The following is a 25,433-nucleotide window of genomic DNA, read 5'->3' as shown; positions in this document are numbered from 1 at the left end:
CATTTCAGGCGGCTAGCAGGCACGCCCTCCCGGCACGGTGTCGCCGGTTGAAATCACAGGGAAACCGATAGCCCGCCGTCAACCGCCAGCACGTGCCCGTTGACGTAAGCGGCAGCGTCGGAGGCGAGAAACACCACGGCTCCGCCGAGCTCCTCAGGCTGGGCCCAGCGGCCCGCGGGGGTTCGTGCCTCGACCCATTTGGTGAAGGCCTCGTCGTGCATAAGTGCGGTGTTGAGCTCGGTGGCGAAATAGCCGGGGGCGATGGCGTTGACGGTGATGCCGTGACGGCCCAGCTCAGCGGCAGTGGAGCGTGTCAGCCCGTGCAGGCCTGCCTTTGCCGCCACATAGGCGTGAATGGTGGGGCGGCCAAGGATCGCTGCGACCGATCCGGTGTTTATTATGCGCCCGAACTTGTTTGGCAGCATCAGGCGCACCGCGTCGCGCATCATGCGGAAGCAAGCCGACAGATTGACGGCAACCACATGGTTGAAATCCTCGTCCTGCCATTCGACCAGCGGTTTCCGATGCTGGATGCCGGCGTTGTTGACCAGAATGTCGAGGCGGCCGTGGCGTTCGACGATTCCTTCGAGCGACGCCCTTGAGATCGCCGCGTCGGTGACATCGAACGGCAGGGCTTCTGCACCGATCCTTTCGGCCGCCACGGAAAGGGCGGCCACGTCGCGGGCATTGACGATCACCGTCGCACCGTTTTCGGCAAGTGCCTTGGCCATGGCAAAACCAAGACCACGCGAGGCACCCGTGACCAATGCGACACGGCCCTTGAGCGAGAACAATTCCGGCATTGAGATCCCCTATGAAAAGGGCGGGAGTTTCCTCCCGCCCAAAAGCGCTATTTGGCGACGCAGGTGTCGGCTGTCTCCGGAGTGCAGACATCGAGGCCCGTGTAGGTCGGGTCGGCCGGCGGAGCCTTGCCCTCCTTCATGTCCTTCAGCGCCATCATCGTCTTGTAGCCCATCTCGAACGGCCGCTGACCGACCTGGCCAAGGGAGAAACCTTCCTTCATCTGGTCGATCTGTACCGGAAGCGTGTCGGCAACGACAAGGGCCAGGGCTTTCGAGGCGATCTTGTCCTTGTACGGTGCGACCGCGGCGCGGTTGGCGTCGGGGATGAACTGCGGGAAGCCACCGGTTGGGACGAATGCGTCGAGGTTCGGGTTTTTCGCCATGATATCCTCGAACTGTTGCACCGAAAGCGGGAAATCATCGTTGGTGTAGAGCGGACAGCCTTCGATTTCGGTCCAGCCGTTCTGGCCCGTCAGCCGATCCCCGGGCGAGGCCGCCGATTTGGTGCCCGAAAGCGTATCGCGAATGCCCTGCATGCGCTCGTTGTGGTTGGCCGCCGCGGCGCCGCCGGACTGGATGCAGATCGTGCCGCCTTTGGGCTTGATCTGCATGACAAGCTTGGCGAGGTTCTCGCCGATCTCATAATTGTGCGTGCCGATATAGGCAACGCGCAGATCCTTGTTTTCGGGCAGGAGATCGGAGTCCCAGGTGAGGACCGGGATGCCGGCTTCCTTGGCGGCCTGCAGCGCAACCGCCATCGCGGCGGCGTTCGATGGCGACACGGCGATGCCGTCCACCTTCTTGGCCACGAGATCCTGCACGATCTGCACCTGCTCGTCGCCACCACCATGCTCGCCGGGGCCGATATACATGCACTCCACGGCGCCATTGGATTCGGCCTCGGCTTTCTTGCAGCCGTCGCGTGCCTGGTCGAAGAAAGGATTGTTCATGTTCTTCGGCACCAGGGCGAAGGTGTATTTCGCCTGGGCGCCGGAAACGGCAAGCACCATTGCGCCAAGCGCGACGGCGGCCGTCAGCAGATGTTTTTTCATGTGACGTTCTCCTCCTTGGTGTGATGTCCCGCAAGCCTCCCGCCGGCGGGTTTCTAGCGGCGTTTTTTGGGCATCAAGACTGCCAGCGACGCGGCGAGAATCGATTTGCCGCCCGTTTGCATGCCCAAGAGAACCGCAAGAACGATGAAGGCGCCGACGAAGGCACCCTGCCAGTTTGAATCGATGCCGGCCATCAGCAGCGCATTCCTGATCACCTCGAGGAAGGCCGAACCGATGATCGCACCGAAGGCCGTGCCGGCGCCGCCCATGAGGCTGGCGCCGCCAATGACTGTCGCGGCGATAACGCGCAGTTCGTAGCCCTGGCCCATGGCATTTATAGCCGAACCGTTATAGCCGAGGAGCAGGAGCGAGGCGAGCGCGGCGGTGAAAGCCGAGAAGACATAGGCCTCGAATTTAATCCAGTTGACCGGAACGCCGGTGAGCCGTGCCGCCTCCTCATTGCCGCCGATGGCGAAGAGATGCCGGGCCCAGGCTGTGAAGTTGAATACGAAGCCGACAATCAGGGCCAGGATCACCATGGTCCAGAACTGTGACGACAGTTCTGGTATCCAATGCGGTGCCCAGTCGTTCGGACCATGCCGCGGCCATTTCCACTGACCGATTGCCTTCACGATCGGAGCATCGGGCCCGAACTGGTAGAGCATCTGGTTGGCCGAGAATACGACCGCCAGCGAGCGCGCGACGGACAGCATGCCGAGGGTGACCACAAAGGACGGCATCCCGACATAGGCGACAAAGAATCCGTTGACCGCGCCACAGGCCAGACCGGAGAAAAGGCCCATGGCGAAGGCGACGTACCAGGGATAATGCCAGGTGAGGAACAGGCCGGCGACGATGACCACGAGACCCATGACGGAGCCGACCGACAGATCGATACCGCCGGTGATGATGACGATCGTCATGCCAAGTGCCATGATGCCGAAAGGTGCGAAGTTGCGCGTCACATTGGCGACGTTTTCAGAGGTGCCGAAGCTCGGCTCCATCGCAGTCATCAACATGACGAGCGCGATGAGCGCGATCATCACCCAGAAGGGCTGACTTGAAATCACACGTTGGAGAACTGTTTTTTCCTTGGTCGGGACGAAATCCGACATGGCCGGCCTGCCATGTTCTTCGACTGACCCCCGAACGCCAACTGACTCCTGAACACTATTCGCCACGGATGGCCCCCGTTATCAGTCCGGTGATTTCCTCGGGCGATGTTTTGTCGGCTGGCTTGTCGGCAACTTTCGAGCCCCGCCTGAGGACGATAATGCGATCTGCCACGGCGAACACGTCAGGCATTCGGTGACTGATCAGCATGACGCCGACTCCTTGTGCTTTGAGGCGTCGGATCAGTTCGAGTACTTCCGCCACCTGGCGCACCGAGATGGCGGCCGTTGGTTCGTCCATCAGCACCAGCTTGGCATTTGAAAGCCGGGTCCGCGCGATGGCGACCGCCTGGCGCTGCCCACCCGACATCTTCCTGACGAGGTCGCGCGGCCGGGTTTCCGATTTGAGTTCCTTGAACAGCGCTGCCGAGCGATCGATCATCGCCTGCTTGTCAAGAATCCTGATCGGCCAGAAGCCTTTCTTGATCTCGCGCCCCAGAAAGACGTTCTGCGCGGCCGTCAGATTATCGGCGAGCGCCAGGTCCTGATAAACAACTTCGATCCCCTTGGCGCGGGCCTGCACGGGCTGGTGGAAGTGGCACACCTCGCCCTCGACTACAATTTCGCCGTCGCTCGGAGGAAAATTCCCGGCCACAGTCTTGACTATCGTCGACTTGCCGGCGCCGTTGTCCCCCATCAGACCAACGACTTCGCCTCGCTCCACCTGGAAGCTGACGTCGGTCAGGGCCTGGATAGCCCCGAAATTCTTGGAGACGTGGCGAACCTCAAGCACCGGCATCGCGGTCCTCCCGGGACAACATTTTATCGGTCTTGTCCCTGGTCTATGCACAGCAGCTAATCAGCGAAACGTATTCAACACAATCATTTATTAGGTCAGGCATTTATTAGGTCAGGCCTCCCGGCAGTGACACGCGTCGTCTTAGGCCGTGACCTTGTAGCTGCTGCAGAACACCGAGGGCTCGGCCGGTCCTCAAGACAATCACCAGGCGATCCTCAGGCTTGCGCCGCTTCATATCCGTTTCGGGTGAAATGAGCAGGCATTTTGCGAGCGGTGCCAACGCCTCGGGTATGGAGCGCGGCAGAACACGGCTTTGCGTCATTCAAACACACGAGGACAGTGGCCAAGCCTGTCCCTAGCGTGCGTCGGCCAGAGCGCACGTCAGGAGATGAACCCGCATTCGGGGGAGGCGAGGGTCAAGTATTGAAAATCCGCTCCTTGCCGGCGCTGCACGAGAGGGATATTCGGTCATGAATTTCAAAGGTTTGATCAAGCGTGCCGAGACAGTGGAGAGAGCGTTCAAGGAGCTCGAAACCGATTTGGCGGATGCGTTTAGCGAATGTCTCAATGTGGACGATCAGTCGCCGTTGAACGACGTCACTGTGCCGGATGAGACGGTATCGGATGAGAATCTCGCGGCAACGGATGACAGCTCGCAACTCGAAGCCAATGCGGACGCCTTCGAGACCGCACGACGGCTGTCCCCCCATACGCAAACCCGGCTGGCTGCCTTAAATGCGGTCGATGGGCTCTTTCACGACGCGCAGGAGTATCTGGGGGAGATCAATGCGAAACTGTCGGAGATCGCGACCTCGCATCATCTGACGGGCGAATTCCTGAAACTGCTCCACGGCGACATTCTTCGCGCCAACGAATTGGAACTGGCAAATACCGGCCTGACCGCGCAGCAAAGGGTGCTGTCCGAACAGCTCCACGATGCAACCAGAAAGCAGCGCGAGCGCGACAGCGCTATCGAGGCCCTGCAGCAGCACGAGGCGAGCCTGGTCGAGGACAAGGAAGCACTTCGCGGCGCGCTGGCTGCGGCAAGGCTAGAACTCGTCGTCGCAGGCAATGCGAGCGCAAAACGCGAGGCCGAGTTCGGCGAGCTTGTCAAAACACTCTCGGCCAGAGCCGTCGAGGCCAACAGACGCTCGCGCGAGAACGAGATGCTGCGGGAGAAACATGTCAGCCTGTCGATCGACCTCGACAAGGCGCTGAAACGGGAGGCCGAGGCCCGGCACAGGCTGGACGAACTCTCGACCGTCCATGCCAATGATGCCGCGCAGGTTTCGGAACTGCTGGCCGCGCTTGGCAAGAGCGAGAAAGAGGAGATGCGGCTGCAGAAATCGCTCGATATGGCGCAGGCAAAGCTATCGGAAATAACGGAAGCGGCCCGCATCAGGGACGGTGACAGGGAAGCCGAACTTGCACGCAGTGTCGCGGAGATGACCGGCTTGCGTTCTGAAATCGAGGATCTTCGATCGCGACTGGAGGCCGCCTCCAACCACAACAGCGAAGCCGCCAGCGAGATCGCCAGGCTCAAAGCCCAAGCGAGCGACGCGGTGGCGGAAAAGCAAATTGTCGAGCAAAAATTGTCCGCCCTCACGAAGGAGAGCGAAAACGACAAGATGAACCTTTCCGCAATCAGCGCGAATTTTTCGCAGCTTTCCCTGCAGCAGGCATCCGAACAGATACAGTTCGACGTCCAGCGGCAGGAATGCGAGGATCTGCGAGCCGAAGTCGCGTCGCTTCAAGCCCGGGTCAAGGAACTATTGCCCTATGAGCGGCTCCACAAGGTCACCAACGCCAGACCGCGTGAAGACGGCGTGGTCGAGATCACCGCCGCGGTGGCGGAGAAGGCCCGCGCCAGCAGGCGGCGCCTTCGCCTGCGCGCTGCATCCTAGCTCAGGCGCAGCTGTCTGAATTTCGACTGGTGCGAAGCGGACATCCGTCAATGGATGGTGGGTCGAGCGTGAGGCTGGCCTTCCCTGCGTTGGCCTGCGATAGTGCACGCCGGGGAGGCGGAGGGGGCTGAGCATGCGGCTATTCACAAACCGGAATCACCTCCGGTGGAGGATATTGGCCTTCATCGCCCTTATTACGCTTTCGCCGAAAGCGGCGTCGGCCGACACCATTACGCCCGACCGGATCGCCGCGGCCATTGCGAAGCTCGAATTACTGGCCGAAGGCGTCGTCGCGGATGGTAGCGTGCCCGGTCTGGCCATCGGCGTCGTGCATGGCGACGAGGTGATCTTCCTCAAGGGGTTCGGGCATCGCGAAGCCGGAAAACCGGAGACCGTCGATGCTGACACGGTTTTCCAGATTGCCTCGCTCTCCAAGCCGGTCTCCGCCACCGTCGTGGCGGCGCTGGTCAGCGACGGGATCGCTTCGTGGGATTCCAAGATCGCCGACCTCGATCCGGCTTTCCGGCTCGCTCAGCCCTATCCGACCAGCGAACTCACGGTCCGCGACCTGTTTGCGCACCGCAGCGGGCTTCCCGGCACCGCTGGCGACGACCTCGAGGATATCGGCTATGACCGCGCGGAGATCCTGCGCCGGCTGCGGTTCGTGTCGCCGTCATCGAGCTTTCGTGCGGGCTATTCCTACAGTAATTTCGGACTGACCGAGGGTGCCGTCGCGGCCGCGAAGCCGACGGGTAAATCATGGGAAGAGGTCTCCGAAGAGAAGCTCTACCGTCCGCTTGGAATGGCCTCGACCAGCTCGCGTCATTCGGACTTCATCAAACACGCCAACCGCGCCGAGCTCCACGCCAAAATCGATGGCGCCTGGACCGCGAAGGTCCAGCGCTATCCGGATGCGCAGGCGCCAGCAGGCGGCGTCAGTTCCACCGCACGCGACCTCTCGCAATGGATGCGCCTTGTGCTCGGCAACGGGGTCCATGCCGGCAAGAGACTCATTGCCGCCGATGCGCTGGACCAGACACATATTCCCTTGACGGCTCGCGGCAAGAATCCCGTCTCCGGAGGCGAGGCCTTCTACGGCCTCGGCTGGAATATTGAATTCGGCCGGCACGGGCTGATCTGGGGTCACGCGGGCGCCTTCAGCACCGGCGCACGCAGCCTGGTGATGCTCTTCCCCGAGGAGAAGCTTGGCATCGTCGTCGTCGCCAACGCCTTTCCGACAGGCGTGCCGGAGGGGCTGTCCGACAGCTTCGCCGATCTCGTTTTCGACGGAACGCTGGGGAAGGATAAGGTAAAGGCATGGAATAATATCTATGCGAGCATGTTCGGCCCGGTGATTGCGGCGGCCAAGGCCACCTATGCCGCGCCGCCCTCTCCAGCAAGTCCAGCCGAGCCGGCTAGTGCCTATGCAGGCCGTTACTTCAGCGATTTCTTCGGCGATGCTATTGTATCGGGCGAAGGAGACACTCTTGTCCTCAAGGTCGGGCCTGCCGGCGCGCGGTCCTATTCGCTGAAGCATTTCGACCGCGACCTCTTCGTGACCTTCCCCGATGCCGAGATGCCGGACAGGCCCTCGGCCGTCAGCTTTGCCGTCGGCCCCGACGGCAAGGCGTCGGCCATCACCGTCGAATTTCTCGACGACAATCATCTCGGCACGCTGCAACGCGTGGGAGATTAGAGCACTTCCAGGAAAGTCCGGAGCGGCTTTCCGTCCATAATTGCGTAAAAACAGATATTTGGAGCGGGTCAGCGACTATCAAAAGCTGAACCGCTTTAGGTCAAAATTCAATCAGCGGGCTGCCGCCAACAGCCGAGATGGTCAAAAAGCAGTCAAGCTTATTATGGTAGGAATCGCCGATAGCGGATTCGACAAATCATGCAAAGACCGACTAACGAGACCAGTCGGCTTTCGTCCCAAATTGGAGACCAGCAGGTGGCCTGGGTGCAGAATTGGGTCTGGCTAGTTAATTGGAACCCGCTGATCGATGAACTCGGTCACATGGCTGGCGAGGCCCTTGATGTCGGATTGCGTAGGATTCTCGAAGACGAGCTCAAAGAAACCGATACAGATGCATCTCCACAGCGATGGGCATCGTGCCATTTCGATGGTCCCCGACCGATTGCCGCTTTGTTCGGAATTGATCAAGGAACAGACATTTTACTCGTTCGGATCGAGGTGCCAGACAACCTTTCTGTACGCGCCGAGACAACACTTGATCTGATGAAGTCATACGCGTTTGTGGCGCTTGACGGATCGTCCGCAATGGGGTCGAACCTGGTCGTTGAGTGTTTGGCGCGTTCTCAACTCAAAGGCGCCGGGCCGAACTGGAGCAGTTTGAAGCAATCGCCGCTTCCTGACTTCAACTGCGTCAGAAAGGGTTTCGACCGGTCGAGCCATTCCTGGTGCGATCTGGCATCGGCTTCGATTTCATTGGCCGGTGCAAGCTTGACGAAGCCGCGCCCCGTGCTGAAAAGCCAGCACGCGCGGGCGAGAAACCGCCTGCTGCGCTGGCGCAGGAGGTCGGCATCATAAAAGACGTCGAGCACCTCCTGCTTGATCTTCCGTTCCTTTTCGGGATTGGCGATCGCAACCTCGATCGGCTCGCCGCCGATTGCATCCTGCAGGTCCTTGTAATCCAGAGCGATCTGGGTAGTGGCATATTTGATGTCGCTCTCGTCCCGGACGATGTTGAACCATAGCGTTGGGTTGAGCTCGTTGACAACGAACGATGCTTCGAAATCGCGTGACAGATTGAGAATATCGAACCCCTGAACATCGACGTCGCGCTCGACCAGAAGGATCTGCGAAACCTGCTTGGCGAGCCCCGTTCCCTGGGCGCTGACAGCGGCGTTGTCACCGCCGTGTTCCGGACTGGCATAGGCACCGCCATCATCCAGCAGCGCGTCGAATTCGCCGAGGGCCTCCACGACAGCGCTGCCGCGGGCAACACGCGCCGCCAGTTTGGCGAGAACCTGCTGGAGCTCCGTTTCGCGTTTGCGCTGGTCCTGATAATTCTGCTGGAAAAAGAAGATGAACAGGGACACGCCAATCCCGATCAGGATCACGCCCAGCTGCGAAAAGATATTGCGATAATATTCCAGCAGCTTTTCACGATGGCGTACGTCGTCACGCACACTGTGCGCCACGCGAAGATTGACGATCAGCGAAACGACCAGGAGCCCGGCGCCGACCAGGATCAGGCCACCGATCAGCAGGTAGCCATGTCGTGAGTTGAAGTCCATTGCTTTGCCGCGCTCCCGAAACCCCAGACAGCGCAGACTAATACCATTCCGCCTCAACACCTACGATCATCCCCACCATTCGGCCACTGTTCTTACAGCCAGGACTATGCTCGCCATCCGCCTCGTTTCGTGGCGGTCTTCTCGCAGCCGGATTCAGGCCGCGTGCTTGGAACCAATGACGGGCGAGACTGTTCAGCTATGACTTTGATACGACGCCGACGTGCCCGGCCGGCTGGGCATGCGGCGATCTTGAGGAGTTCTCATCATGAAGATTTCGTCCAGATTTCGTTCAGTCGCAGTTGCCGTCATCGCTGCGGCGGCAGTTAGCTTTGCCAGCGTCGCGCATGCCGACAGCGGTACGATCCGCTTCGCCGTCTACAAGGCGGCCTTCTTCATCGGCGGCTCCGGAGGCGAGGGCACACTGACCTTCCATGGTCGCCGATATCCCATCTCGGTCGGCGGCATCTCGGGCGGCCTCGCCTTCGGCGCCTCCAAGACCTATTTCAAAGGTACCGTGCGCCACATACGCCGCGCCCGGGATGTGACGGGGGTGTACGGTGCAGCGGGCGGTGGCGGCGCGCTCGGCAAAGGAGCCCAGGTGATCGTCATGACCAATGACAAGGGTGCCCAACTCGAACTCACGGGCAGGCAGGTAGGCCTGCAAGTCAATGCCGATCTCAGCGGTATGAGCATCTCGCTGAAATAAGGACAGTCACTGCATTCGTTATTCCTTGGATGGGCCGGATTTGGCCGCTCCAAACCGCAACCCATCCATCAGCAGCGACACCAATCGGCGCGAGCGGTCGCGCCAGTCCTTGGTGTCCGGGGCCGAATAGATGCCGCCCAGCGCATGCAGCACGTCGGAGGCATCGACATCGCCGCGGATCGAGCCGTCGGCGACCGCAGCATCGATCAGCCGCCGCAAGGCGAGCGTCACCCTGCCGGAAACGTCGGAGAACAGGGTTGAGTTGGTCGTGAGCAGGATGCGCAGGCTTGTCGACAGCCCGCGCTTGGTGGCGATGTAGTCGACGAAGCGCTGCATCCATTGTTCGAGCGCCATGTCGGGCGCATGATCGCGGGCGAGTTCGTCGGCCGCCTGGCACAGTCCTTCCACTTCGCGCCGATAAACCACCTCGACCAGGTGCTCGCGGGTTGGGAAATGCCGGTAGAGCGTGCCGATGCCGACGCCGGCCTGGCGCGCAATCTCCTCCAGCGAGGCATCGACGCCTTGCGCGGCAAAGGCTTTTGCCGCGACCTCGACCAGAGCATCGCGGTTGCGCTGCGCGTCGGCGCGCAGCGGCTTTGCAACGGCGGCTTCGGTTTTGTCTCCAGAAATGACGGGCGGCTCCGCGGCCAATTTTTTCTCCAGTGCTGATCCGAAGCATACCCGGATAGGCAGGCCCCGTTTCAAGAACGCAGACGCTTCCACCTTCGTTACGTCTCCGGCAAATATAATCGCAAGTAAACATAATCACAGGATCGAATCTGGGCCGGCGTTCCGGCAGGCGAGGCATCTTGCCCGCCTCCGGTGCACGGCCCGTGGATGACGTCCGGTGGATGACGACGGAGGATATTTCCTCGCGGCCGGCACTCGTCATCTGTTCGGCCGATGCCGTGGGGCAAAAATGAGCCCATGTTGAGCACGATCCCCTCAGGATCATTGGACTGTCCTGCCCCTACAGACAGTTCAGAGAGCACCACCGGCTTGGGCCGGTGGTGCTTTTTTATCTCCAGACATGACGGCCGGCTGCCCTGCCAATTTCCTCCAATTTTGATCATTTTCGATCCGGGGCTTGAACAGGGCGGAGCAGGCCCTTAGGTAACAAACGGAGGCGCCTCCGATTGTGGAGCGCCTTTCTCATGTAATCACGGGATCGGGTATGTCACGTCTTTCGACCTCCCAAGTCGCAGCCCCGGAGCTCGCGCCAAGTCGAACCGACCCCCTCTGCCCTGCCGGGCACTTCCCCCAAGGGGAAGATAGCCTTCACCTAGCCATAAGCTGACCTTGCCGCTCGCCGGCCGGGCACCAGATCATCCCCTCCCGCGTCAAGCAACTGGAGCCAGACGCCCCATGACAAGCAAAACCCGAACTCCAATCCAACTTCGAATCAACGGACATCGACATGAGCTGGAGGTCGAACCGCGCGTTACCCTGCTCGACGCCTTGCGCGACCATCTCGGGCTGACCGGCACCAAGAAGGGCTGCGACCAGGGCCAGTGCGGCGCCTGCACCGTTCATATCGACGGCCAGCGCGTGCTGGCCTGCCTGACGCTTGCCACTCAGGCTGAAAGCAGGGACATCACCACCATCGAAGGGCTTGCCGGGGAGGATGGCACGCTGCATGCGGTGCAGGCCGCCTTCCTCGAACAGGATGCCTTCCAGTGCGGCTATTGCACGCCGGGCCAGATCATGTCGGCGGTCGCCTGCATTCGCGAAGGCCATGCCGGCTCGGATGAGGAGATCCGCGAATACATGGCCGGCAATCTCTGCCGCTGCGGCGCCTATCCGCATATCGTCGCCGCCGTGCGCCAGGCGGCCATGGAGGCCGCGTCATGAGGGACTTTTCGTATCTCCGCGCCGGCTCCGTCGATGCAGCCCGTGAGGCAGCAGCACTTCCCGGCGCCATGCTTCTGGCCGGCGGCACGACGCTTGTCGATCTCGCGAAATGCGGCGTTGCCGAACCCGAGACCGTGGTCGACATCACCCATCTCAAAGGACTGGACACGATTGCCGTTGATGACCGGGGCGCCACGATCGGCGCGCTGGCCAGGATGAGCCGCGTCGCCGACCATGCCGATATCAAGAGCCGGTTCCCCGCAGTCTCGGAAGCATTGTGGCAGGCGGCATCGGCGCAGCTGCGCAACATGGCGACGATCGGCGGCAATCTGATGCAGCGTACACGCTGCCCCTATTTCCGCGATCCGGCAAATTTCCCCGCCTGCAACAAGCGCTCGCCCGGCAGCGGCTGCTCGGCGATTGGCGGGGTCACCCGCGGCCATGCCGTGCTCGGCACCAGCGAGGCCTGCGTCGCCACCTATCCCGGCGACCTGGCGGTTGCACTCGTCGCCTTCGACGCGATCGTCCATCTCGGCGACCGTCAGATCGCCGTCGATGATTTTTTCCTGTTGCCGGGCAGCACACCCGAAAGGGAACATGCGATCGAGCCCGGCGAGATGATCACCGCGATCGGCATTCCCGCTTCGGCGGCCGCCCGCCGCTCGACCTATCTCAAGGTCCGCGACCGCCAGTCCTATGAATTCGCCGCGGCAAGTGCCGCGGTCGGCATCGAATTCGAGGCCGACGGAAGGACGATCCGCGATCTGCGCGTCGCGCTTGGCGGCGTCGCCACCAAGCCATGGCGCGCCCTTGCCGTCGAAGAGGCGCTGAAAGGCAAAGTGCTCGAGCCGGAGGTCGTCAGGCAAGCCAGCCTGCTCGCCGTCGAGGGCGCCGTCGACCATGGCGCCAACCACTACAAGATCGAACTGGCGCCGCGCGTCGTCGCCCGCGCCATCCTCAAAATGGGAGAAACGGCATGACCGTTCACGAGTTGAGAACAAGACCCGGCGATGCCAAACGCGGCGACGCTTCGGACGGTGCCGTCCTCGCCGACCAGGTCGGCGGCCGGCTGTCGCGCGTCGACGGCCCGGCCAAGATCACCGGTGCCGCCAAATACGCCGTCGAGCAGCAGCTCGAGGGGCTTACCCATGCGGTGCTGGTCGAGAGCACCATTGCCGCCGGCCGGGTGCGTTCGATCGACACGGCCGCGGCCAAGGCGTCGCCCGGCGTGCTGCTGGTGCTGACGCCCGACAATATCCTGCCGCTGAGAACCGCAACGGACTGGCTGGGCACGCCGCCGCCGGACGTCGCTTATTGCCCGCTGGCGCGCGACATCACCTTCAGCGGCCAGCATGTCGCGGCGGTGGTGGCCGAGAGTTTCGAGCAGGCGGTCGCCGCCGCGGCGCTGGTCAAGATCGCCTATGACGAGGCGCCGGCGATCGTCGACCTCAGCGATCCAAAGGCCGGCGACGGCATCCCCGTCGATGCGATGACCAAGGAATGGGGCGAGGCGGAGACAGCGTTCGCCTCGGCTCCGGTCAGGATCTGCAACGCCTACAACACGCCGCGCGAATACCAGGCGCCGATGGAGCCGCATGGCCTGATCGCAAAGTGGCAGGGCGACCAGCTGACGGTCTGGGAGCCGAGCCAATGGCTCGACGGCATGGCGCGGACCTATGCCGAATGGTTCGGCGTGCCGTTCGAGAATGTACGACTGGTCTCGCCTTATATTGGCGGCGGCTTCGGCTCCAAGGCGTTTGCCTATGGCTACGGCGCTGTAGCGGCAGTCGCCGCGAAAATGCTGGGACGGCCGGTGAAGCTGGCGGTCACCAGGCCGCAGACCTTCACCGCCTATGGCGGACGGGCGGCGACGCGCCAGACCGTGGCGCTCGGCGCCAACGCGGAGGGCCAGATCCAGTCGATCGTGCATCGCGGCGTCAACGAGACCTCGGTCGACGGCATGTGGGTCGAGCCGCTCGGCTCGGTCACCTCGGTCATGTACGCGACGCCGAATTTCTCGTCGCGGCAGAACGTCGTGCGGGTCAACACGGTGGTGCCGGGGGCATTGCGCGCGCCGGGCGAGAACCCGAGCGCCTTCGGCATCGAAAGCGCCATCGACGAGCTCGCCTATGAGGTCGGTATCGATCCGCTGGAAATCCGGCTCAGGAATTATGCCGAGCAGGATCCGCATGCGAAGAAGCCGTGGTCGACACGGCAGCTGCGTGAGGCCTTCGCGGCCGGCGCCGAAGCCTTTGGCTGGTCGAAGCGGAACCCCCGGCCGCGTTCGATGCGCGACGGCAACCAGCTGATCGGCTGGGGTGTCGCGGCAGGCACCTATCCGGTGCGGCGCGCCTATGGCGAGGCGGTCGTGCGCATTCTCGCCGACGGCTCGGTCGAGGTCGAAAGCTCATCGATCGACATGGGGCAGGGCACCTACACGATCCTGGCGCAGACCGCCGCCGAGGTGGTGGGCGTGCCGGCGGAAAACGTCGTCGTCAAGCTTGGCGATTCCCGCTATGCCCGTGCCGGCGTCACCGGCGGTTCGCGGCTGGCCGGGGTGATGACCGGCGCCGTCCACAAGGCGGCGAGTGCCGCGCTCGACCAGCTGATCGGGCTCGCCATCAGCGATCCGGCTTCGCCGTTCCATGCGCTGCAGGCCAACACGCTCGTCGTCGCCAATGGCCGCATCGCCTCGCCGCGCGGCAACGGCCCTGAAGTTTCCATCGCCGAACTGCTCAGGAGCGTCGGGCGCGAGCATATCGAGGCGAAGGGCGACACCATGCCGGCCAATTCGACGGTCGAGGACCGCTACAAGAACTACACCACCATAGCCATGGCGCTGCCACACACCGAGGGCGACTATTCCCGCCACAGCTGGTGCGCGCATTTCATCGAAGTCCGTGTCGACGAGGACTTTGGCACGGTTCGCGTCTCCCGCGTGGTGTCGGCGCTGGATTCGGGCCGGCTCTACAATCCCAAGCTCGCCGAAAGCCAATGGAAGGGCGGCATCATCATGGGCATCGGCCAGGCGCTGCTCGAGGAGGGCATCGTCGACCGCCGGCATGGGCGCATCGTCAACGACAATTTCGCCGACTATCTCATCGCCACCAATGCCGACATTCCCGACATCGAGGTGATCTCGGTCGGTATTCCCGATCCGCATTCCTCGGCGCTTGGCGGCAAGGGGGTCGGCGAGCTGGGCATTGTCGGCGTGGCGCCGGCGATCGCCAACGCGGTATTCCACGCCACCGGGAAAAGGGTGCGGGACCTGCCGATCACGCTGGAGAAGCTGATTTAGGCGGAGGTTGGGACTGTCGGCGCATTGGCGATTGTCAAAAGCCGAGGTGACGACCGATCTCCCCACGAGAGGGGAGATCGGCAGCTTCAACGCTCTGCCTTTTTCAGGCTCACCACGACAGACTGAACGCGAGCTTGCCGAAATGCCGGCCGCCGGCTGCCATGTGGGCGTAGGCCTCGGTCGCCTGGTGCTGGCTGTAGACAGTGTCGATGACCGGATCGATACGGGCGGCGCCGATGGCGCGCGCCGCGTCGCACAGATCGGATACCGAACCGGTGTTGTTGCCCACAACCTTGAGTGCCTTGATGATGATCGGCAGCAGGTTCGTGGTGGCCTCGGCGCCGGTGACGAAGCCGATGGCGAACACCGTGCCGCCGGGCGCCGCGGCATTGATGGAGCGGGCGAAGGTGGCCGAGCCGCCGGTTTCGACGATCAGATCGGCGCCGAGGCCGTCGGTCAACTCGAGCACCTTGGCGTCCCAGTCCGGCGTCTCACGATAATTTATGAGATGATCCGCACCCAAGGCCTTGGCGCGGGCCAGCTTTTCGTCAGACGACGAGGTGATGATGACCGTGGCGCCGGCTGCCTTGGCCAGCTGCAGGGTCAGGATCGAGACACCGCCGGTACCGAGCAGGACGACGACCGACCCCGGCCCGGCATCGGCGGCGCGAAGCGCATTCCACGCGGTGGTGCCGGCGATCGGCAGCGTCGCTGCCGCTTCGAAGGACAGATGCGCCGGCATCGGCACGACGGCATTGGCCGGCAGCGCGACATATTCGGCGAGCGAGCCGGGCAGTGTCAGCCCGCGCATCTCTCTGGTCTCATAAGGCCGCGGACGGCCGCCGATCCAGCGCGGTTTTGCATGGGCGATGACGCGGTCGTTGATGGCGAGCCTCGACACGCCCTCGCCGATGCCGACGATCTCGCCGGCGCCGTCGACGACGGGAATGAGCGGAAAGCTCGGACCTGGATAGTTGCCGCTCGCTATCGCGACATCGACAAAATTGAGGCTTGCGGCGCGCAGGCGGATCAGCACTTCGCCGCGTTGCGGTTCAGGCGTGGGAACGGTGGCCGCGCGAAACGCGTCCAGTCTCGGGGCAGTCAGTTCGATCGCTTTCATGTCTCACTCCGGTTGATGGCCGATTGACGGGCCGGGATTGAGTGAAACTAGCTGCTGCGCTATTGGTATATAATCCTTGGCTTTTACATTTGAGCTCTGCACCTGATGCAGCAATCGCACGAACCGGCAGCATTGGTCGAAATGGCCGCCTTCGCGGCAATCGCTGAAGCACGCTCCTTCACCAGGGCGGCTGCTCGCATCGGCCGCGACGCGACGATCCTGTCGCGGCGCCTTGCCTCGCTGGAAGAGCGGTTGGGCGTGCGCCTGCTGCACCGGACGACACGAAGCGTGTCGCTGACCGAGGCGGGTTCGGAATTTCTCATCCGGGTCCGCGCCATCCTGGCTGCGGTCGACGAGGCCGAGGCTGTCGCGTCGGCGCATGCCGGCGGCGGGCCGCGCGGCGTGCTGCGGCTGGCGCTGCCCGGCTCGTTCGGGCGCATGTGGATCGGCCCGCTGCTGCCCCAGTTTCTCGCCGAATTTCCCGACGTTCGTATCGAGGCCGAGTTCTCCAACCGCTTCGTCGATCTCGTCGCCGAGAATTTCGATGTCGCCGTGCGTCTCGGCGCGCTGGAGGATTCGCGGCTGGTGGCGCGCAAGGTCGCTACACGGCGGCGGCTGCTGTGCGCCGCGCCGTCCTACCTCGCCCGCCGGGGCACGCCGACTGCGCCGGAGGCGCTGCTGGAACACAGCTGCCTGGGCTTCTCGGGTTTCCAGACCTTTCCGGCCTGGGAGATGACCGACAGTTCGGGTCGCCGCATCAGTATCGAGGTCTCCGGGCCGCTGGTCACCGACGACGCCGAGGTGCTGGTCGAAGCCGCCGTGCAAGGCGTCGGACTGATGATGAGCACGGATTGGCTGGTCGGACGCGAGCTCGCCGACGGCCGTCTGGTACCAGTGCTGGAGGACTGGACGCTTGCCGACGAGGGCGCTGTCTATGTCGTCATGCCTTCGGCCAAGGGGCAAGCCGCCAAGACACGTGCCTTCGCCGACTGGATCGGCAAACGCTTTGCGCCGGTCCCGCCGTGGCGGAGGTGAGGGTGCTGATCTCCCCTCGAGGGGGAGATTATGCGCTCAGCCGCCTCCGCCTCCACCACCCTGCTTGATGAAATGACCGAGCAGATCCATCGGCACCGGAAACACGACCGTCGACGAGCGTTCACCGGCGATGTCATGGAGAGCCTCGAAATAGCGTAGCTGCATGGCCTGCGGTGCTTCGGCCAGCATCTTGCCGGCCTCGACGAGCTTTGCCGCCGCCTGCTGTTCGCCGTCGGCATTGATCACTTTCGCACGCCGCAGCCGTTCCGCCTCGGCCTGCTTGGCGATGGCGCGGACCATGTTCTCGTTGAGGTCGACATGCTTGATCTCGACATCGGAGACCTTGATGCCCCAGGCATCGGTGCGCTGGTCGAGAATCTCCTGGATATCGCTGTTGAGCTTGTCACGTTCGGCCAGCATTTCATCGAGCTCATGCTTGCCGAGCACCGAGCGCAACGTGGTCTGTGCCAGCTGGTTGGTGGCGGTCATGAAGTCTTCAACCTGGATCACCGCCCGCTCGGCGTCGACGATACGAAAATACAGCACCGCGTTGACCTTCACCGAGACGTTGTCGCGCGAGATCACGTCCTGCGGCGGGACGTCCTGGACCACCACTCGCAGATCGACCTTCACCATCTGCTGCACGAAGGGGATGAGGATGATAAGGCCGGGGCCCTTGACCCCGGTGAAGCGGCCGAGCGTGAAGACCACGCCGCGCTCATATTCCCGCAGGATGCGAATGGCCGCGGATAGGAACATGACCACGACGAGCGCTGCTGCCAGATAGGCCACATAACCGATGATCATTGCCTTGCTCCATCGCTTCTCACATTGCGGCGCCGTATCGTCAGCACAAGATCCCTGACATCGGCCACCTCGACGCTGTCGCCCACTGCAAGCGGTTCGTCGGCTTTTGCCCGCCAGCGCTCGCCCCGGGCGAGCACGTGGCCCTCGCTGCCCTGCCAGTCGAGGACCTCCGCCGGCAGCCCCTGCATGGCCTGTGCGCCAACACGCGGAACGTTCTTGCGGGCCGCCCACAGATAGCTGCCGGTCAACAGCGCCAGGCCGAGCGTCAGGACGGCGGCGGTGCCGATAACGGCCCACGACATCTCGAAGCCGGGCCCCTCGATCCTGAGCAACATTGCAGCGCCCAGCAGAAACGCAGCCACGCCTCCCAGCCCAAGGACCACAGTCGGGTTCAAGGCTTCGACGACCAGGAAGATGATGCCAAGCAGCATCAAGGCAAGGCCGGCATAGCTGATCGGCAGGAGATTGAGCGCATAGAGTCCGAGCAGAAGGCAAATCGTGCCGATCACGCCGGGCGCGACCGCGCCCGGGCTCGTGAATTCGAAGACGAGGCCATAGACGCCGACCAGCATCAGGATGACGGCGATGTTCGGGTCCGTGATCACGGCGAGAAGCCGGATGAGCCAGCCTGGCTCGAGCGTTTCGACCGGCAGCCCTTTCGTCGCCAATGCCTCTTTTTTGCCGGCGATCTCGACGGTCCGGCCGTCGGCCAGTTGAAGCAGTTCGGTGGTGTCACGGGCGACGAAGTCGATGACATGCTGCTGCAGCGCAGCGCCGGCCGACAGGCTGGCCGCCTCGCGCACGGCCTTTTCTCCCCATTCGGCATTGCGCCCGCGCAATTCAGCCAGGCTGCGGATCAGGGCAACGGCATCGTTCGTCGCCTTGGCGATCATCGCATCGCCCGCGGGTGCGTTCTTCTTGTCCTTGTCCGCCTCCGGGCCATCGTTCTTGCCGCCGGGAAACGATGGCAGCGGCCCGCCCATCTCGATCGGCGTTGCCGCGCCCAGATTGGTGCCGGGCGCCATCGCCGCCAGATGGGTGGCGTAGAGGATGTAGGTTCCGGCGCTCGCCGCGTGCCCGCCGGCGGGCGCGACATAGCCGATGACGGGAACCGGCGAGGCGAGAATGCCGGCGATCATCTCGCGCATGCTGGTGACCAGCCCGCCGGGCGTGTCCATCTGCAGGATGAGAGCCTGGGCATTTCGGTCCGCGGCCACCGCCAGTGCTTCCTCGAGCTGCCTGGCACTCGCCGGACCGATGGCGCCGTCTATCTCGACGCGCAACACAATTTTCTCCCGGCCGTCCGCCTCTCCGGTTGCGGAAGAGGGACAAACGGCCGCAACAGCCACGAAAGCCGCGGCAAGCAGGACCGCACGCGCGAGTTTCACGCTCAAAGCTCCACATCTAGGAATATGGGCTGGATTTTGCCGAAATCCATGACGCGGCGCGCGGCGGGTGACGCATCGCACGGTCCTGCTGAATGTCGGCCTGCTCAGCGGCGGCTACGGCACCGAGGAGCTCCGCCAATCGGGCGCGTTTCGCGTCTATGAAGATTCCGACGACATGCCGACGAAGTCGGCGGCCGCACATGAAGGCGACCGGCGCGCTGTCGCCGTCATTCGATCACACCTATGTTTTGCGCATTGGAGCCATCTCTGGCGGGCTTCTATTGCGCGGCGTCCTCCTGGATTGTCTGTTCCTGGATTCGGGCGGGTGCCCCGAGACACTGATCGTAGCCGATGGTGCAATTATTCAGACATTCGTTGCGCCCCTTGATGGACTTGACGCTGTTGTAGTCGATCGGCACAGCCTGGCATTTCTTCTGGCACGCCTGGTCCTTCTCGGCGCAATTCGTGCCGTGGCCCTTGGGGTACTTCTTCGTCGTCGCTTCAGCGTTCAATGGCATGACGGCCAGCAGCGCCAGCAGCGTCGGTATCAGTCGGAGCATACGCATGGATCCTCCCTTGCGCGTTAGACGCTCTACACTTGGAGGCAATGTTAGCGCGCCACTTCCGCTGGCCGCATCACCCGAGCGGGGGATGGACGGCAGCGGGGCCGCCGCTAGCCCAGGCAATTTCCCCGTGATCGGTTCTGCTCGTCATCGCTCCGGCCGGCAACCGATCACAAAACGCGACGACGTTCAGGCAGTCATGTCGCGCGCTGGGCACGATCAGGCCGTCATAATCGAGGAAATGCGCGGCCTCGCCGATGTCTTGCGATCTCGGATATTCGGCGTGCTTTTCCTGATACGAAAGCTGCCCGTAGCGCGCGGTGTCGAGGCCAAGGGTCTGCAAGGCTGCCAGGTCGAGCAGTCTGAGCGTCCGGTCCAAAGCAAGATCGATCTCGAAGAGATTGTATCTGACACGCGAAGGGATCACTGGCTGCCCCCGCGTCAGGTGGAATCTCATCTCGCTCAAGGCACCTTCGCGCTCTTGCGAGGTGTAGAGCACGTCGAACGTTCCATCGTCCCAACGGCCGCCGGAGCTCGAGCACTGGATCGGGCTGCGGCCCTGGCGCACCACACGCCAAACCGTTCCGGAGTATTCGACCGGAACTATTGCCTCGATAGCGTCGATGAGCCGACTGTCTCGTCTCATCCGCCCGGCGATCGCCAATTACAGAAAGACCTCGTTCTCAAGCCGATCGATGACTTTGAGCACGTCGAGAGCACGGTCGTCGTGAATGAGATCTATCGCCCTTTCACCGTTCAATTGCGGGTGGCGAGCGTAAAGCCAGGTGCGGATATCGCTTGGCTCGTAGAATTCCTGCAGTCGGCCGACGATATAGTGCAGGTCCGATAGAATGAGCTCGCTGCGCGGCTGGGGCTTGATGTCGCCGGCCTTCCACCTCGAAACCGTGGCCTTGGACACGTCGGTGATGTTTGCAATGTCGGTTCCCTTGAGACCGCCAAACGTGCCCAATTCGTCCAGGAATCTGGGGACCGCCCGCAACGCCGTGCTCATGCTTTTCTCTCCGGCTGCCGAGCCACTTCGCGTCGGACCAGCCCTTCAATTGCGCTGTCGCATTTCGGTTTCACAAAAGGAAAATATGAAACAGGAATGTTAATGTCAATCACCCGTTCGGTGCGAAGGCCCCCTGGAGCCGCCGGCGGATGTGGCGGTTGCGGCCCTCGTCGAGCACGATCTCCAGCCAGGCGGTGCTGGTGCCGCTTCCACTCGATCGAAAATCTACCGCCTGAATTGCTACAGCGCCCTGTCGCCGGTAATGCCACGGGACAATTTGTTTTGTATAGTCCTTGATGCCACGTGGCCGACGATGGTTCGATGACTTTGGGAAGGGAAGATCATGCGAAGCGGATTGGCGAAATTCGTCGTGGCGGGTTGCGTCGCCGCTCAGGTCGTCCTGCAAGCGGCGCAGCCGGCGTTTGCCGCGCCGTGCGGCTGGACGGCGAAACTGGAGGAAGAGGAGGGCGGCAAAGTGCTGATGGCGTCGGTCTGCGGCGGATCGAATGGCGGCGCCCAGCTGACGCTGGCCTGTTTCGGCAAGCCGACGCTGAGCTATGATTTGGGCGACAGCGGTCCGCAACTGGAACCCGGCATCGCTTCGTTCGCGTTCAAGGCCGGCGGCAAGGCGGTGACCAAGACGCTTCAACTCGAAGAAATGTACAACACCTTCACCGTGGAATTGAGCAGCACCGACCCGCTGTTGGCCCTGCTGCGCTCCAAGGGCGAGGTCACGGTCGCCTCGGGCAAATATGGCGAGAACAGCTTTCCGCTTGCCGGCTCATCCGCCGCCATCGGCAAGGTGCTGGCCCAGTGCGGCAAAGCCAAGGCTTCTTCCGACAATGAAGATTGATGAACCCCTCACATTTCGATTTGAATCACGCGAGACGTTGGTCGCGAACATAGAGCGTGATCCTGCTGATCTCGATCCCTGGACAGGGCTTGTCGAGTTGGAGGCCGAGGAAAGCAGCCTGGACACCGCGGTGTCAGTTCTCTTGCGGGCAATTGATGCTGTATCCGACAGGGAACAGCTTTGGCGGGCAGCTGCCTGACTGTCGAGTCGCCGCCAGCAGTTCAGGCCTGAAGCAGCGCCTGCTCTTCCGCGCTCAGATGGCGTGCCTTGCCTTTGGCAAGGTCGCCGAGTTGCAGAGATCCGATCGCGATCCGCACCAGGCGCAGCACCTCGATATCATGGGCGGCGAGCAGCCGGCGGATATGGCGGTTGCGGCCCTCGTCGAGCACGATTTCCAGCCAGGCGGTGCTGGTGCCGCCGCGCAGCAACTCGATCGAGCGGGCCGCCAGCAATTCTCCGTCGACGGTCGCGCCGGCGCGCAAGCGCGCCAGCATGGCCTCGTCGGGCAGCGCGCCGATCTGCACGTGATAGGTCTTGGCGACATGCGAGGCGGGATCGAGCAGGCGCTGCGCGAAGCGCGTGTCGTTGGTCATCAACAGCAGGCCTTCGCTCGCCTTGTCGAGCCGGCCGACCGGCGAGACGAAAGGCAGGTCGAGGCCTGCCAGGCAGTCGTAGACGGTGCCGCGGTCCTGCGGGTCGTCGCGGGTGGTGACCAGCCCGCGCGGCTTGTTGAGCATCAGATAGACCTTGCGCTCGGCGGCGACGCGGCGGCCGTCGACCTCGATGCGATCGCGGCCTGGATCGACGCGCATCGAGCCGTTGCGCACGATCTTGCCGGCGACCCGCACGCGCCCCTCGGCAACCAGATGCTCGGCCTGCTTGCGCGAGCACAGGCCAAGCTTCGACAGCGCGCGACAGAGGCTGACGCCGGGAGGCTGGGCCCCGGGGGCAGGGCGTTGCCGGGCAATGTTCGGTCGCGGCGACATGATGTTGCCTGTGGATTCTTGTATACGAGCATCCCACTATAGCCGGCCGCCGGCTATGTCCACGGAAGGGAACTGCATATCGTTTGCGTCGTGCGCAGCGGCTGCGAGGACTTGCATGAAAACAGCCATTCGCCTTTGCCTGCTGCTCGCCTTCCTGCCGACATCGCCGGCGCATGCCGGCTGGCAGGCGGTCGAGAAGGTCGAGACCTATGCCATCTCAGGGCAATCCGGCCCGGAGCTCTATGCCTCGATCGGCGGGCGCGGGCCGCTGCTCGGCGAGCGCCGCGTCATCGCGCATACCAATTTCAAGCTGACCTGGGTAAGGGACTACCAGCCGCAAGGCGACGCCTGCGTGCTGGTGTCGGCGCAGCCGAAGCTGATCATCACCTACACCTTGCCGAAGCCGGCTGCGGGGCTGCCGGGCGCAATCCAGAAGAACTGGGAGGTTTTCGCAGCCGGCCTTGCCGCCCACGAGAAGGTGCACGGCGCCAGCATCGTCGACATGGTGCACAAGATCGAGGCGGCCACCATTGGCCTGACCGTCGCCGATGACCGTGGCTGCAGCAAGATCAGGATCGAAGTGACGAGACGGCTCGCCGGAATCTCGCAGGCACAACGGCAGGCTAGCCGCGATTTCGACCGGGTCGAATTCGGCCCGGGCGGCAAGCTGCGGCAGCTTGTGTTCACGCTGATGACCGGCGGATGACGCTGCGGGGGCGGCGCAGGGTACCACCTTGCGGCCTCACGCCTGCGCGGTCGGATAGAGCGTCAGGATGTTGACGTTGACCCTTGGCGGCTGGCTCACCGCATAAAGGATGGCGGCGGCGATGTCCTGGCTTTCCAGCTGCTCCATGTCGCCCAGCCTCTGCTCGACCGCCTGGCGCACATCGGCGCGCATATTCTGGGTGAACTCGGTCTTGACGGCGCCAGGCTCGATGCAGGTGACGCGGATGCCGTCCTTGCCGATCTCGCGGCGCAGCGATTCCGCCATCGCGCTCACCGCGTGCTTGGTGCCGGAATAAACCACCGAAGGGTGGATATAACGGCCGGTGCCGGACGAGACTACGACGATGTGGCCGGCGCCTTGCCGCTGCATCGACGGCAGTGCCGCATGGATCGGATAAAGCAGGCCCAGGATGTTGACGTCGACCATCCGGCGGTATTCTTCCGGCGTCGTGTTGCGGAACGGCGCGGCGACGCCGACCCCGGCAACCGCAAGCAGCATGTCGAGCCGGCCGTACTCCTGCTGGACCCGCTCGACCATCGCCGTGGCTTGCGCTTCGTCGGCGACATCGACGGCAATCGGCAGTGCCGCGCTGCCGGTCTCACGGATCCGCTTCGCCAGATGGTCCAGCCGCTCGGCGCGCCGCGCGGCAATCGCCAGCGTGGCGCCCTCGGCCGCCAGCGCCAAGGCGGTGGCCTCGCCGATGCCGGAAGAGGCGCCAGTCACCAAGGCGATCTTGCCGCTCAGTTTTCCTGTCTGCATTCTTTTTCTCCTGACGCTTTGGACCGGCCGTGAAGCTAGGGCGCGGACATTCTGGAACAATGCTGATCGAAAAACCGAATCCACCGTTAGGGTTTTGGCCCCAGCAAGCCCACGTCTGCGCACGAACGGGCCTTGACGCGACCGGAGGTGTTGCGTCTTGATACGGGGGCTGCGGGGCTTCGCATGAAAACAGCTGATCGACTACGTCTGCGGGTGGCTTGTTTGCATGCGACGCTTGCATGCACCCCCGCGATCCTCTCGCGACCGACAGGTCTGAACGCCAGATGAAGGTCCTCGTCGTCCATTGCCATCCCTGCGCCGACAGCTTCAGCGGCGCGGTGCGCGACACGGTGCTGGAGACGCTTGCCGAAAGCGGTCACCAGGTCCACCTGCTCGACCTCTATGCGACCGGCTTCGATCCGGTCATGCGCACGCAGGAATGGCGCGGTTACCACGACAAGGCGGCGAACCTGCAACCGGTGCACGAACATGCGCAGGAGCTGCTCTGGGCGGAGGCGGTCGTCTTCATCTATCCGACCTGGTGGTATGGCCTGCCGGCGATGCTGAAAGGCTGGCTGGAGCGTGTGCTGGTGCCGGGCTTCGCTTTCGAGATGCCGACGGCACGACGCGGCCCGCGGCCCAAATTGCGGCACATACGCCGGGTGATGGCAATGACCACATGTGGCGCCACGCCGCTGATGTCGTGGATCATGGGACAGCCCGGCCGGCGGACCCTGCTGCGCGGCTTCCGCTCCGTCTGCCATCCGCTGTGCCGGACCAAATTCCTGGCGCTCTACCGGATGGACAGCGTCTCGGCCGCCGGACGCCAGGCACATCTGCAGCGGGTCAGGAAAGCGGTTGCCGGTCTTGGCCGCGCTGATGCCGTTGCCGCCACGGTGCCTGGCTGATCAGCCGGGTGGGCCGTCGCCGGCGCGGGCAATCGCTTTGGACGGGCGATTGCGCCAGGTTGGTGTTGAAGACGGCCAATTATCGAAGTAGGCGCCGCCCCTCTGGCCCTGCCGGGCGTTTCTAAACGAAAAACCCGCCTCGGAGGCGGGTCGTTGGGAGCCAATTAGCACCACACCGAAATTAGTAGCATAGCTGCCGGCACAAAGCAAGAACAAAATACGCTGTAGCGATAGAAAATCCGAATTCCTGCTCGTCCGAGGTCGCTGCTCAGAACGATTGCAAACTCGTATTCCTTCGCCCCACTTGGCATCTCCCGCAGGGGCAGGGCAAATCGCATGTGGATTCTTACGAAGAAGGACCCCCACCCCTAACCCCTCCCCACAAGGGGCAGGGGAATCGCATATGGCGATTTTGGGGTTGAGTTTAGGCTGAGAAAGGATTCTTTGGAGAGGCAGTTGAGCGAAGGAGCGACTGCCATTTCCTGCCTT

General features: G+C 63.1%; 25 protein-coding genes and 2 pseudogenes. 12 read left to right on the top strand and 15 right to left on the bottom strand.

Annotation, left to right across the window (positions count from 1 at the left end; all coding sequences use genetic code 11):
- Nucleotides 1–53: 53 nt before the first annotated feature.
- From NKH28_RS19850 to NKH28_RS19835, 4 genes are read right to left on the bottom strand one after another with little or no spacing between them, the layout of a single operon-like run.
- Nucleotides 54–803 carry a glucose 1-dehydrogenase gene (locus NKH28_RS19850; protein WP_352489988.1) on the bottom strand — a complete coding sequence of 250 codons (750 nt, stop codon included), beginning with the start codon at nucleotides 801–803 and terminating at the stop codon, nucleotides 54–56.
- A gap of 47 nt (nucleotides 804–850) precedes the next feature.
- The gene (locus NKH28_RS19845) at nucleotides 851–1,855 is read right to left on the bottom strand and encodes a sugar-binding protein (protein WP_352489989.1); all 1,005 of its coding nucleotides are present in this window, start codon (nucleotides 1,853–1,855) and stop codon (nucleotides 851–853) included.
- Between the two features lie 53 nt (nucleotides 1,856–1,908).
- Nucleotides 1,909–2,970: an ABC transporter permease gene (locus NKH28_RS19840; protein ID WP_352489990.1), complete on the bottom strand. Its 1,062-nt coding sequence runs from the start codon at nucleotides 2,968–2,970 to the stop codon at nucleotides 1,909–1,911.
- Nucleotides 2,971–3,025: 55 nt separating this feature from the next.
- On the bottom strand, nucleotides 3,026–3,766 hold the full coding sequence (locus tag NKH28_RS19835; protein ID WP_254819718.1) for an ATP-binding cassette domain-containing protein: 741 nt from the start codon (nucleotides 3,764–3,766) through the stop codon (nucleotides 3,026–3,028).
- 470 nt (nucleotides 3,767–4,236) lie between these two features.
- Between NKH28_RS19835 and NKH28_RS19830 the strand changes: the two genes are divergently transcribed.
- Together NKH28_RS19830 and NKH28_RS19825 are read left to right on the top strand one after the other, a co-directional pair.
- On the top strand, nucleotides 4,237–5,670 hold the full coding sequence (locus NKH28_RS19830) for a coiled-coil domain-containing protein (RefSeq protein WP_352817065.1): 1,434 nt from the start codon (nucleotides 4,237–4,239) through the stop codon (nucleotides 5,668–5,670).
- A gap of 133 nt (nucleotides 5,671–5,803) precedes the next feature.
- Nucleotides 5,804–7,366: a serine hydrolase gene (locus tag NKH28_RS19825; RefSeq protein WP_352980134.1), complete on the top strand. Its 1,563-nt coding sequence runs from the start codon at nucleotides 5,804–5,806 to the stop codon at nucleotides 7,364–7,366.
- 623 nt (nucleotides 7,367–7,989) lie between these two features.
- Here NKH28_RS19825 and NKH28_RS19820 read toward each other — a convergent pair.
- Nucleotides 7,990–8,931: a hypothetical protein gene (locus NKH28_RS19820; protein ID WP_352834087.1), complete on the bottom strand. Its 942-nt coding sequence runs from the start codon at nucleotides 8,929–8,931 to the stop codon at nucleotides 7,990–7,992.
- Nucleotides 8,932–9,196: 265 nt separating this feature from the next.
- Here NKH28_RS19820 and NKH28_RS19815 point away from each other — a divergent pair, with 265 nt between their 5' ends.
- Nucleotides 9,197–9,637, top strand: a complete 441-nt coding sequence (locus NKH28_RS19815) for a lipid-binding SYLF domain-containing protein (protein WP_352451439.1) — start codon at nucleotides 9,197–9,199, stop codon at nucleotides 9,635–9,637.
- Between the two features lie 18 nt (nucleotides 9,638–9,655).
- Here NKH28_RS19815 and NKH28_RS19810 read toward each other — a convergent pair whose 3' ends face one another.
- Complete coding sequence (locus tag NKH28_RS19810; RefSeq protein WP_023677324.1) at nucleotides 9,656–10,288, bottom strand: TetR/AcrR family transcriptional regulator; 633 nt, start codon at nucleotides 10,286–10,288, stop codon at nucleotides 9,656–9,658.
- 714 nt (nucleotides 10,289–11,002) lie between these two features.
- On the opposite strand from NKH28_RS19810, the gene NKH28_RS19805 reads away from it, so the two are divergent.
- The 3 genes from NKH28_RS19805 to NKH28_RS19795 are packed head-to-tail and all read left to right on the top strand — an operon-like array spanning nucleotide 11,003 to nucleotide 14,786.
- A complete protein-coding gene (locus NKH28_RS19805) occupies nucleotides 11,003–11,488 on the top strand; it encodes a (2Fe-2S)-binding protein (RefSeq protein WP_352451438.1) in 486 nt (161 codons plus the stop codon).
- Nucleotides 11,485–12,468, top strand: coding sequence for an FAD binding domain-containing protein (locus tag NKH28_RS19800; protein WP_352834090.1), 984 nt, complete (start codon nucleotides 11,485–11,487; stop codon nucleotides 12,466–12,468). The genes NKH28_RS19805 and NKH28_RS19800 overlap by 4 nt, the downstream gene beginning before the upstream one ends.
- Nucleotides 12,465–14,786: a xanthine dehydrogenase family protein molybdopterin-binding subunit gene (locus NKH28_RS19795; RefSeq protein WP_352834093.1), complete on the top strand. Its 2,322-nt coding sequence runs from the start codon at nucleotides 12,465–12,467 to the stop codon at nucleotides 14,784–14,786. Before NKH28_RS19800 ends, NKH28_RS19795 begins: the two co-directional genes overlap by 4 nt.
- A gap of 109 nt (nucleotides 14,787–14,895) precedes the next feature.
- On the opposite strand, the gene NKH28_RS19790 is transcribed toward NKH28_RS19795, so the two are convergent.
- A complete protein-coding gene (locus NKH28_RS19790; protein ID WP_352541190.1) occupies nucleotides 14,896–15,906 on the bottom strand; it encodes a zinc-dependent alcohol dehydrogenase family protein in 1,011 nt (336 codons plus the stop codon).
- Between the two features lie 105 nt (nucleotides 15,907–16,011).
- Between NKH28_RS19790 and NKH28_RS19785 the strand changes: the two genes are divergently transcribed.
- Nucleotides 16,012–16,941, top strand: a complete 930-nt coding sequence (locus NKH28_RS19785) for a LysR family transcriptional regulator (protein WP_352685278.1) — start codon at nucleotides 16,012–16,014, stop codon at nucleotides 16,939–16,941.
- A 36-nt stretch (nucleotides 16,942–16,977) separates the two neighbouring features.
- Here the strand turns inward: NKH28_RS19785 and NKH28_RS19780 are convergent, their stop codons facing one another.
- Nucleotides 16,978–17,748 (bottom strand): slipin family protein, encoded by a 771-nt coding sequence (locus tag NKH28_RS19780; protein WP_023680344.1) that lies wholly within the window; start codon nucleotides 17,746–17,748, stop codon nucleotides 16,978–16,980.
- On the bottom strand, nucleotides 17,745–19,136 hold the full coding sequence (locus tag NKH28_RS19775) for an NfeD family protein (protein WP_352541189.1): 1,392 nt from the start codon (nucleotides 19,134–19,136) through the stop codon (nucleotides 17,745–17,747). Before NKH28_RS19775 ends, NKH28_RS19780 begins: the two co-directional genes overlap by 4 nt.
- 88 nt (nucleotides 19,137–19,224) lie before the next feature.
- Between NKH28_RS19775 and NKH28_RS19770 the strand changes: the two are divergent.
- Nucleotides 19,225–19,314: pseudogene (locus tag NKH28_RS19770) on the top strand (HAD family hydrolase); the annotation flags it as partial.
- 100 nt (nucleotides 19,315–19,414) lie between these two features.
- Here the strand turns inward: NKH28_RS19770 and NKH28_RS19765 are convergent.
- From NKH28_RS19765 to NKH28_RS34510, 4 genes and pseudogenes are all read right to left on the bottom strand, one after another.
- A complete protein-coding gene (locus NKH28_RS19765) occupies nucleotides 19,415–19,702 on the bottom strand; it encodes a hypothetical protein (RefSeq protein WP_352980131.1) in 288 nt (95 codons plus the stop codon).
- A gap of 70 nt (nucleotides 19,703–19,772) precedes the next feature.
- Entirely contained in the window at nucleotides 19,773–20,345 is a 573-nt protein-coding gene (locus tag NKH28_RS19760; RefSeq protein WP_352822320.1) for an RES family NAD+ phosphorylase, read from the bottom strand.
- Between the two features lie 18 nt (nucleotides 20,346–20,363).
- A complete protein-coding gene (locus NKH28_RS19755; protein ID WP_023680350.1) occupies nucleotides 20,364–20,711 on the bottom strand; it encodes an antitoxin Xre/MbcA/ParS toxin-binding domain-containing protein in 348 nt (115 codons plus the stop codon).
- A 136-nt stretch (nucleotides 20,712–20,847) separates the two neighbouring features.
- Nucleotides 20,848–20,919: pseudogene (locus tag NKH28_RS34510) on the bottom strand (pseudouridine synthase); the annotation flags it as partial.
- A gap of 135 nt (nucleotides 20,920–21,054) precedes the next feature.
- Here NKH28_RS34510 and NKH28_RS19750 point away from each other — a divergent pair.
- Nucleotides 21,055–21,564 carry a hypothetical protein gene (locus tag NKH28_RS19750; RefSeq protein WP_352501243.1) on the top strand — a complete coding sequence of 170 codons (510 nt, stop codon included), beginning with the start codon at nucleotides 21,055–21,057 and terminating at the stop codon, nucleotides 21,562–21,564.
- Nucleotides 21,554–21,763: a hypothetical protein gene (locus NKH28_RS19745; RefSeq protein ID WP_352501242.1), complete on the top strand. Its 210-nt coding sequence runs from the start codon at nucleotides 21,554–21,556 to the stop codon at nucleotides 21,761–21,763. The genes NKH28_RS19750 and NKH28_RS19745 overlap by 11 nt, the downstream gene beginning before the upstream one ends.
- Nucleotides 21,764–21,785: 22 nt before the next feature.
- Here NKH28_RS19745 and NKH28_RS19740 read toward each other — a convergent pair whose 3' ends face one another.
- A complete protein-coding gene (locus NKH28_RS19740) occupies nucleotides 21,786–22,550 on the bottom strand; it encodes a pseudouridine synthase (RefSeq protein ID WP_352501241.1) in 765 nt (254 codons plus the stop codon).
- Nucleotides 22,551–22,665: 115 nt separating this feature from the next.
- On the opposite strand from NKH28_RS19740, the gene NKH28_RS19735 reads away from it, so the two are divergent.
- Complete coding sequence (locus NKH28_RS19735) at nucleotides 22,666–23,256, top strand: DUF922 domain-containing Zn-dependent protease (protein WP_352501240.1); 591 nt, start codon at nucleotides 22,666–22,668, stop codon at nucleotides 23,254–23,256.
- Nucleotides 23,257–23,292: 36 nt separating this feature from the next.
- Here the strand turns inward: NKH28_RS19735 and NKH28_RS19730 are convergent, their stop codons facing one another.
- The gene (locus NKH28_RS19730; protein WP_352817036.1) at nucleotides 23,293–24,036 is read right to left on the bottom strand and encodes an SDR family oxidoreductase; all 744 of its coding nucleotides are present in this window, start codon (nucleotides 24,034–24,036) and stop codon (nucleotides 23,293–23,295) included.
- Between the two features lie 284 nt (nucleotides 24,037–24,320).
- Here NKH28_RS19730 and NKH28_RS19725 point away from each other — a divergent pair, with 284 nt between their 5' ends.
- Nucleotides 24,321–24,944, top strand: a complete 624-nt coding sequence (locus tag NKH28_RS19725) for an NAD(P)H-dependent oxidoreductase (protein WP_352614374.1) — start codon at nucleotides 24,321–24,323, stop codon at nucleotides 24,942–24,944.
- Nucleotides 24,945–25,433: the final 489 nt, after the last annotated feature.

It is taken from the genome of Mesorhizobium sp. M1227 (assembly GCF_040318315.1).
GTDB lineage: Bacteria > Pseudomonadota > Alphaproteobacteria > Rhizobiales > Rhizobiaceae > Mesorhizobium.
The sequence above is the reverse complement of the archived record's forward strand: the minus strand, read 5'-3'. Positions and strand labels throughout refer to the sequence as shown.

What these genes read in the sequence shown, in the direction of transcription:
- NKH28_RS19820 (WP_352834087.1), bottom strand. Translation starts at nt 8,931, where the DNA reads ATGGACTTCAACTCACGACATGGCTACCTGCTGATCGGTGGCCTGATC.
- NKH28_RS19835 (WP_254819718.1), bottom strand. Translation starts at nt 3,766, where the DNA reads ATGCCGGTGCTTGAGGTTCGCCACGTCTCCAAGAATTTCGGGGCTATC.
- NKH28_RS19735 (WP_352501240.1), top strand. Translation starts at nt 22,666, where the DNA reads ATGAAAACAGCCATTCGCCTTTGCCTGCTGCTCGCCTTCCTGCCGACA.
- NKH28_RS19730 (WP_352817036.1), bottom strand. Translation starts at nt 24,036, where the DNA reads ATGCAGACAGGAAAACTGAGCGGCAAGATCGCCTTGGTGACTGGCGCC.
- NKH28_RS19850 (WP_352489988.1), bottom strand. Translation starts at nt 803, where the DNA reads ATGCCGGAATTGTTCTCGCTCAAGGGCCGTGTCGCATTGGTCACGGGT.
- NKH28_RS19790 (WP_352541190.1), bottom strand. Translation starts at nt 15,906, where the DNA reads ATGAAAGCGATCGAACTGACTGCCCCGAGACTGGACGCGTTTCGCGCG.
- NKH28_RS19750 (WP_352501243.1), top strand. Translation starts at nt 21,055, where the DNA reads ATGCGAAGCGGATTGGCGAAATTCGTCGTGGCGGGTTGCGTCGCCGCT.
- NKH28_RS19780 (WP_023680344.1), bottom strand. Translation starts at nt 17,748, where the DNA reads ATGATCATCGGTTATGTGGCCTATCTGGCAGCAGCGCTCGTCGTGGTC.
- NKH28_RS19755 (WP_023680350.1), bottom strand. Translation starts at nt 20,711, where the DNA reads ATGAGCACGGCGTTGCGGGCGGTCCCCAGATTCCTGGACGAATTGGGC.
- NKH28_RS19800 (WP_352834090.1), top strand. Translation starts at nt 11,485, where the DNA reads ATGAGGGACTTTTCGTATCTCCGCGCCGGCTCCGTCGATGCAGCCCGT.
- NKH28_RS19745 (WP_352501242.1), top strand. Translation starts at nt 21,554, where the DNA reads ATGAAGATTGATGAACCCCTCACATTTCGATTTGAATCACGCGAGACG.
- NKH28_RS19740 (WP_352501241.1), bottom strand. Translation starts at nt 22,550, where the DNA reads ATGTCGCCGCGACCGAACATTGCCCGGCAACGCCCTGCCCCCGGGGCC.
- NKH28_RS19815 (WP_352451439.1), top strand. Translation starts at nt 9,197, where the DNA reads ATGAAGATTTCGTCCAGATTTCGTTCAGTCGCAGTTGCCGTCATCGCT.
- NKH28_RS19830 (WP_352817065.1), top strand. Translation starts at nt 4,237, where the DNA reads ATGAATTTCAAAGGTTTGATCAAGCGTGCCGAGACAGTGGAGAGAGCG.
- NKH28_RS19760 (WP_352822320.1), bottom strand. Translation starts at nt 20,345, where the DNA reads ATGAGACGAGACAGTCGGCTCATCGACGCTATCGAGGCAATAGTTCCG.
- NKH28_RS19795 (WP_352834093.1), top strand. Translation starts at nt 12,465, where the DNA reads ATGACCGTTCACGAGTTGAGAACAAGACCCGGCGATGCCAAACGCGGC.
- NKH28_RS19765 (WP_352980131.1), bottom strand. Translation starts at nt 19,702, where the DNA reads ATGCGTATGCTCCGACTGATACCGACGCTGCTGGCGCTGCTGGCCGTC.
- NKH28_RS19840 (WP_352489990.1), bottom strand. Translation starts at nt 2,970, where the DNA reads ATGTCGGATTTCGTCCCGACCAAGGAAAAAACAGTTCTCCAACGTGTG.
- NKH28_RS19845 (WP_352489989.1), bottom strand. Translation starts at nt 1,855, where the DNA reads ATGAAAAAACATCTGCTGACGGCCGCCGTCGCGCTTGGCGCAATGGTG.
- NKH28_RS19825 (WP_352980134.1), top strand. Translation starts at nt 5,804, where the DNA reads ATGCGGCTATTCACAAACCGGAATCACCTCCGGTGGAGGATATTGGCC.
- NKH28_RS19805 (WP_352451438.1), top strand. Translation starts at nt 11,003, where the DNA reads ATGACAAGCAAAACCCGAACTCCAATCCAACTTCGAATCAACGGACAT.
- NKH28_RS19725 (WP_352614374.1), top strand. Translation starts at nt 24,321, where the DNA reads ATGAAGGTCCTCGTCGTCCATTGCCATCCCTGCGCCGACAGCTTCAGC.
- NKH28_RS19785 (WP_352685278.1), top strand. Translation starts at nt 16,012, where the DNA reads ATGCAGCAATCGCACGAACCGGCAGCATTGGTCGAAATGGCCGCCTTC.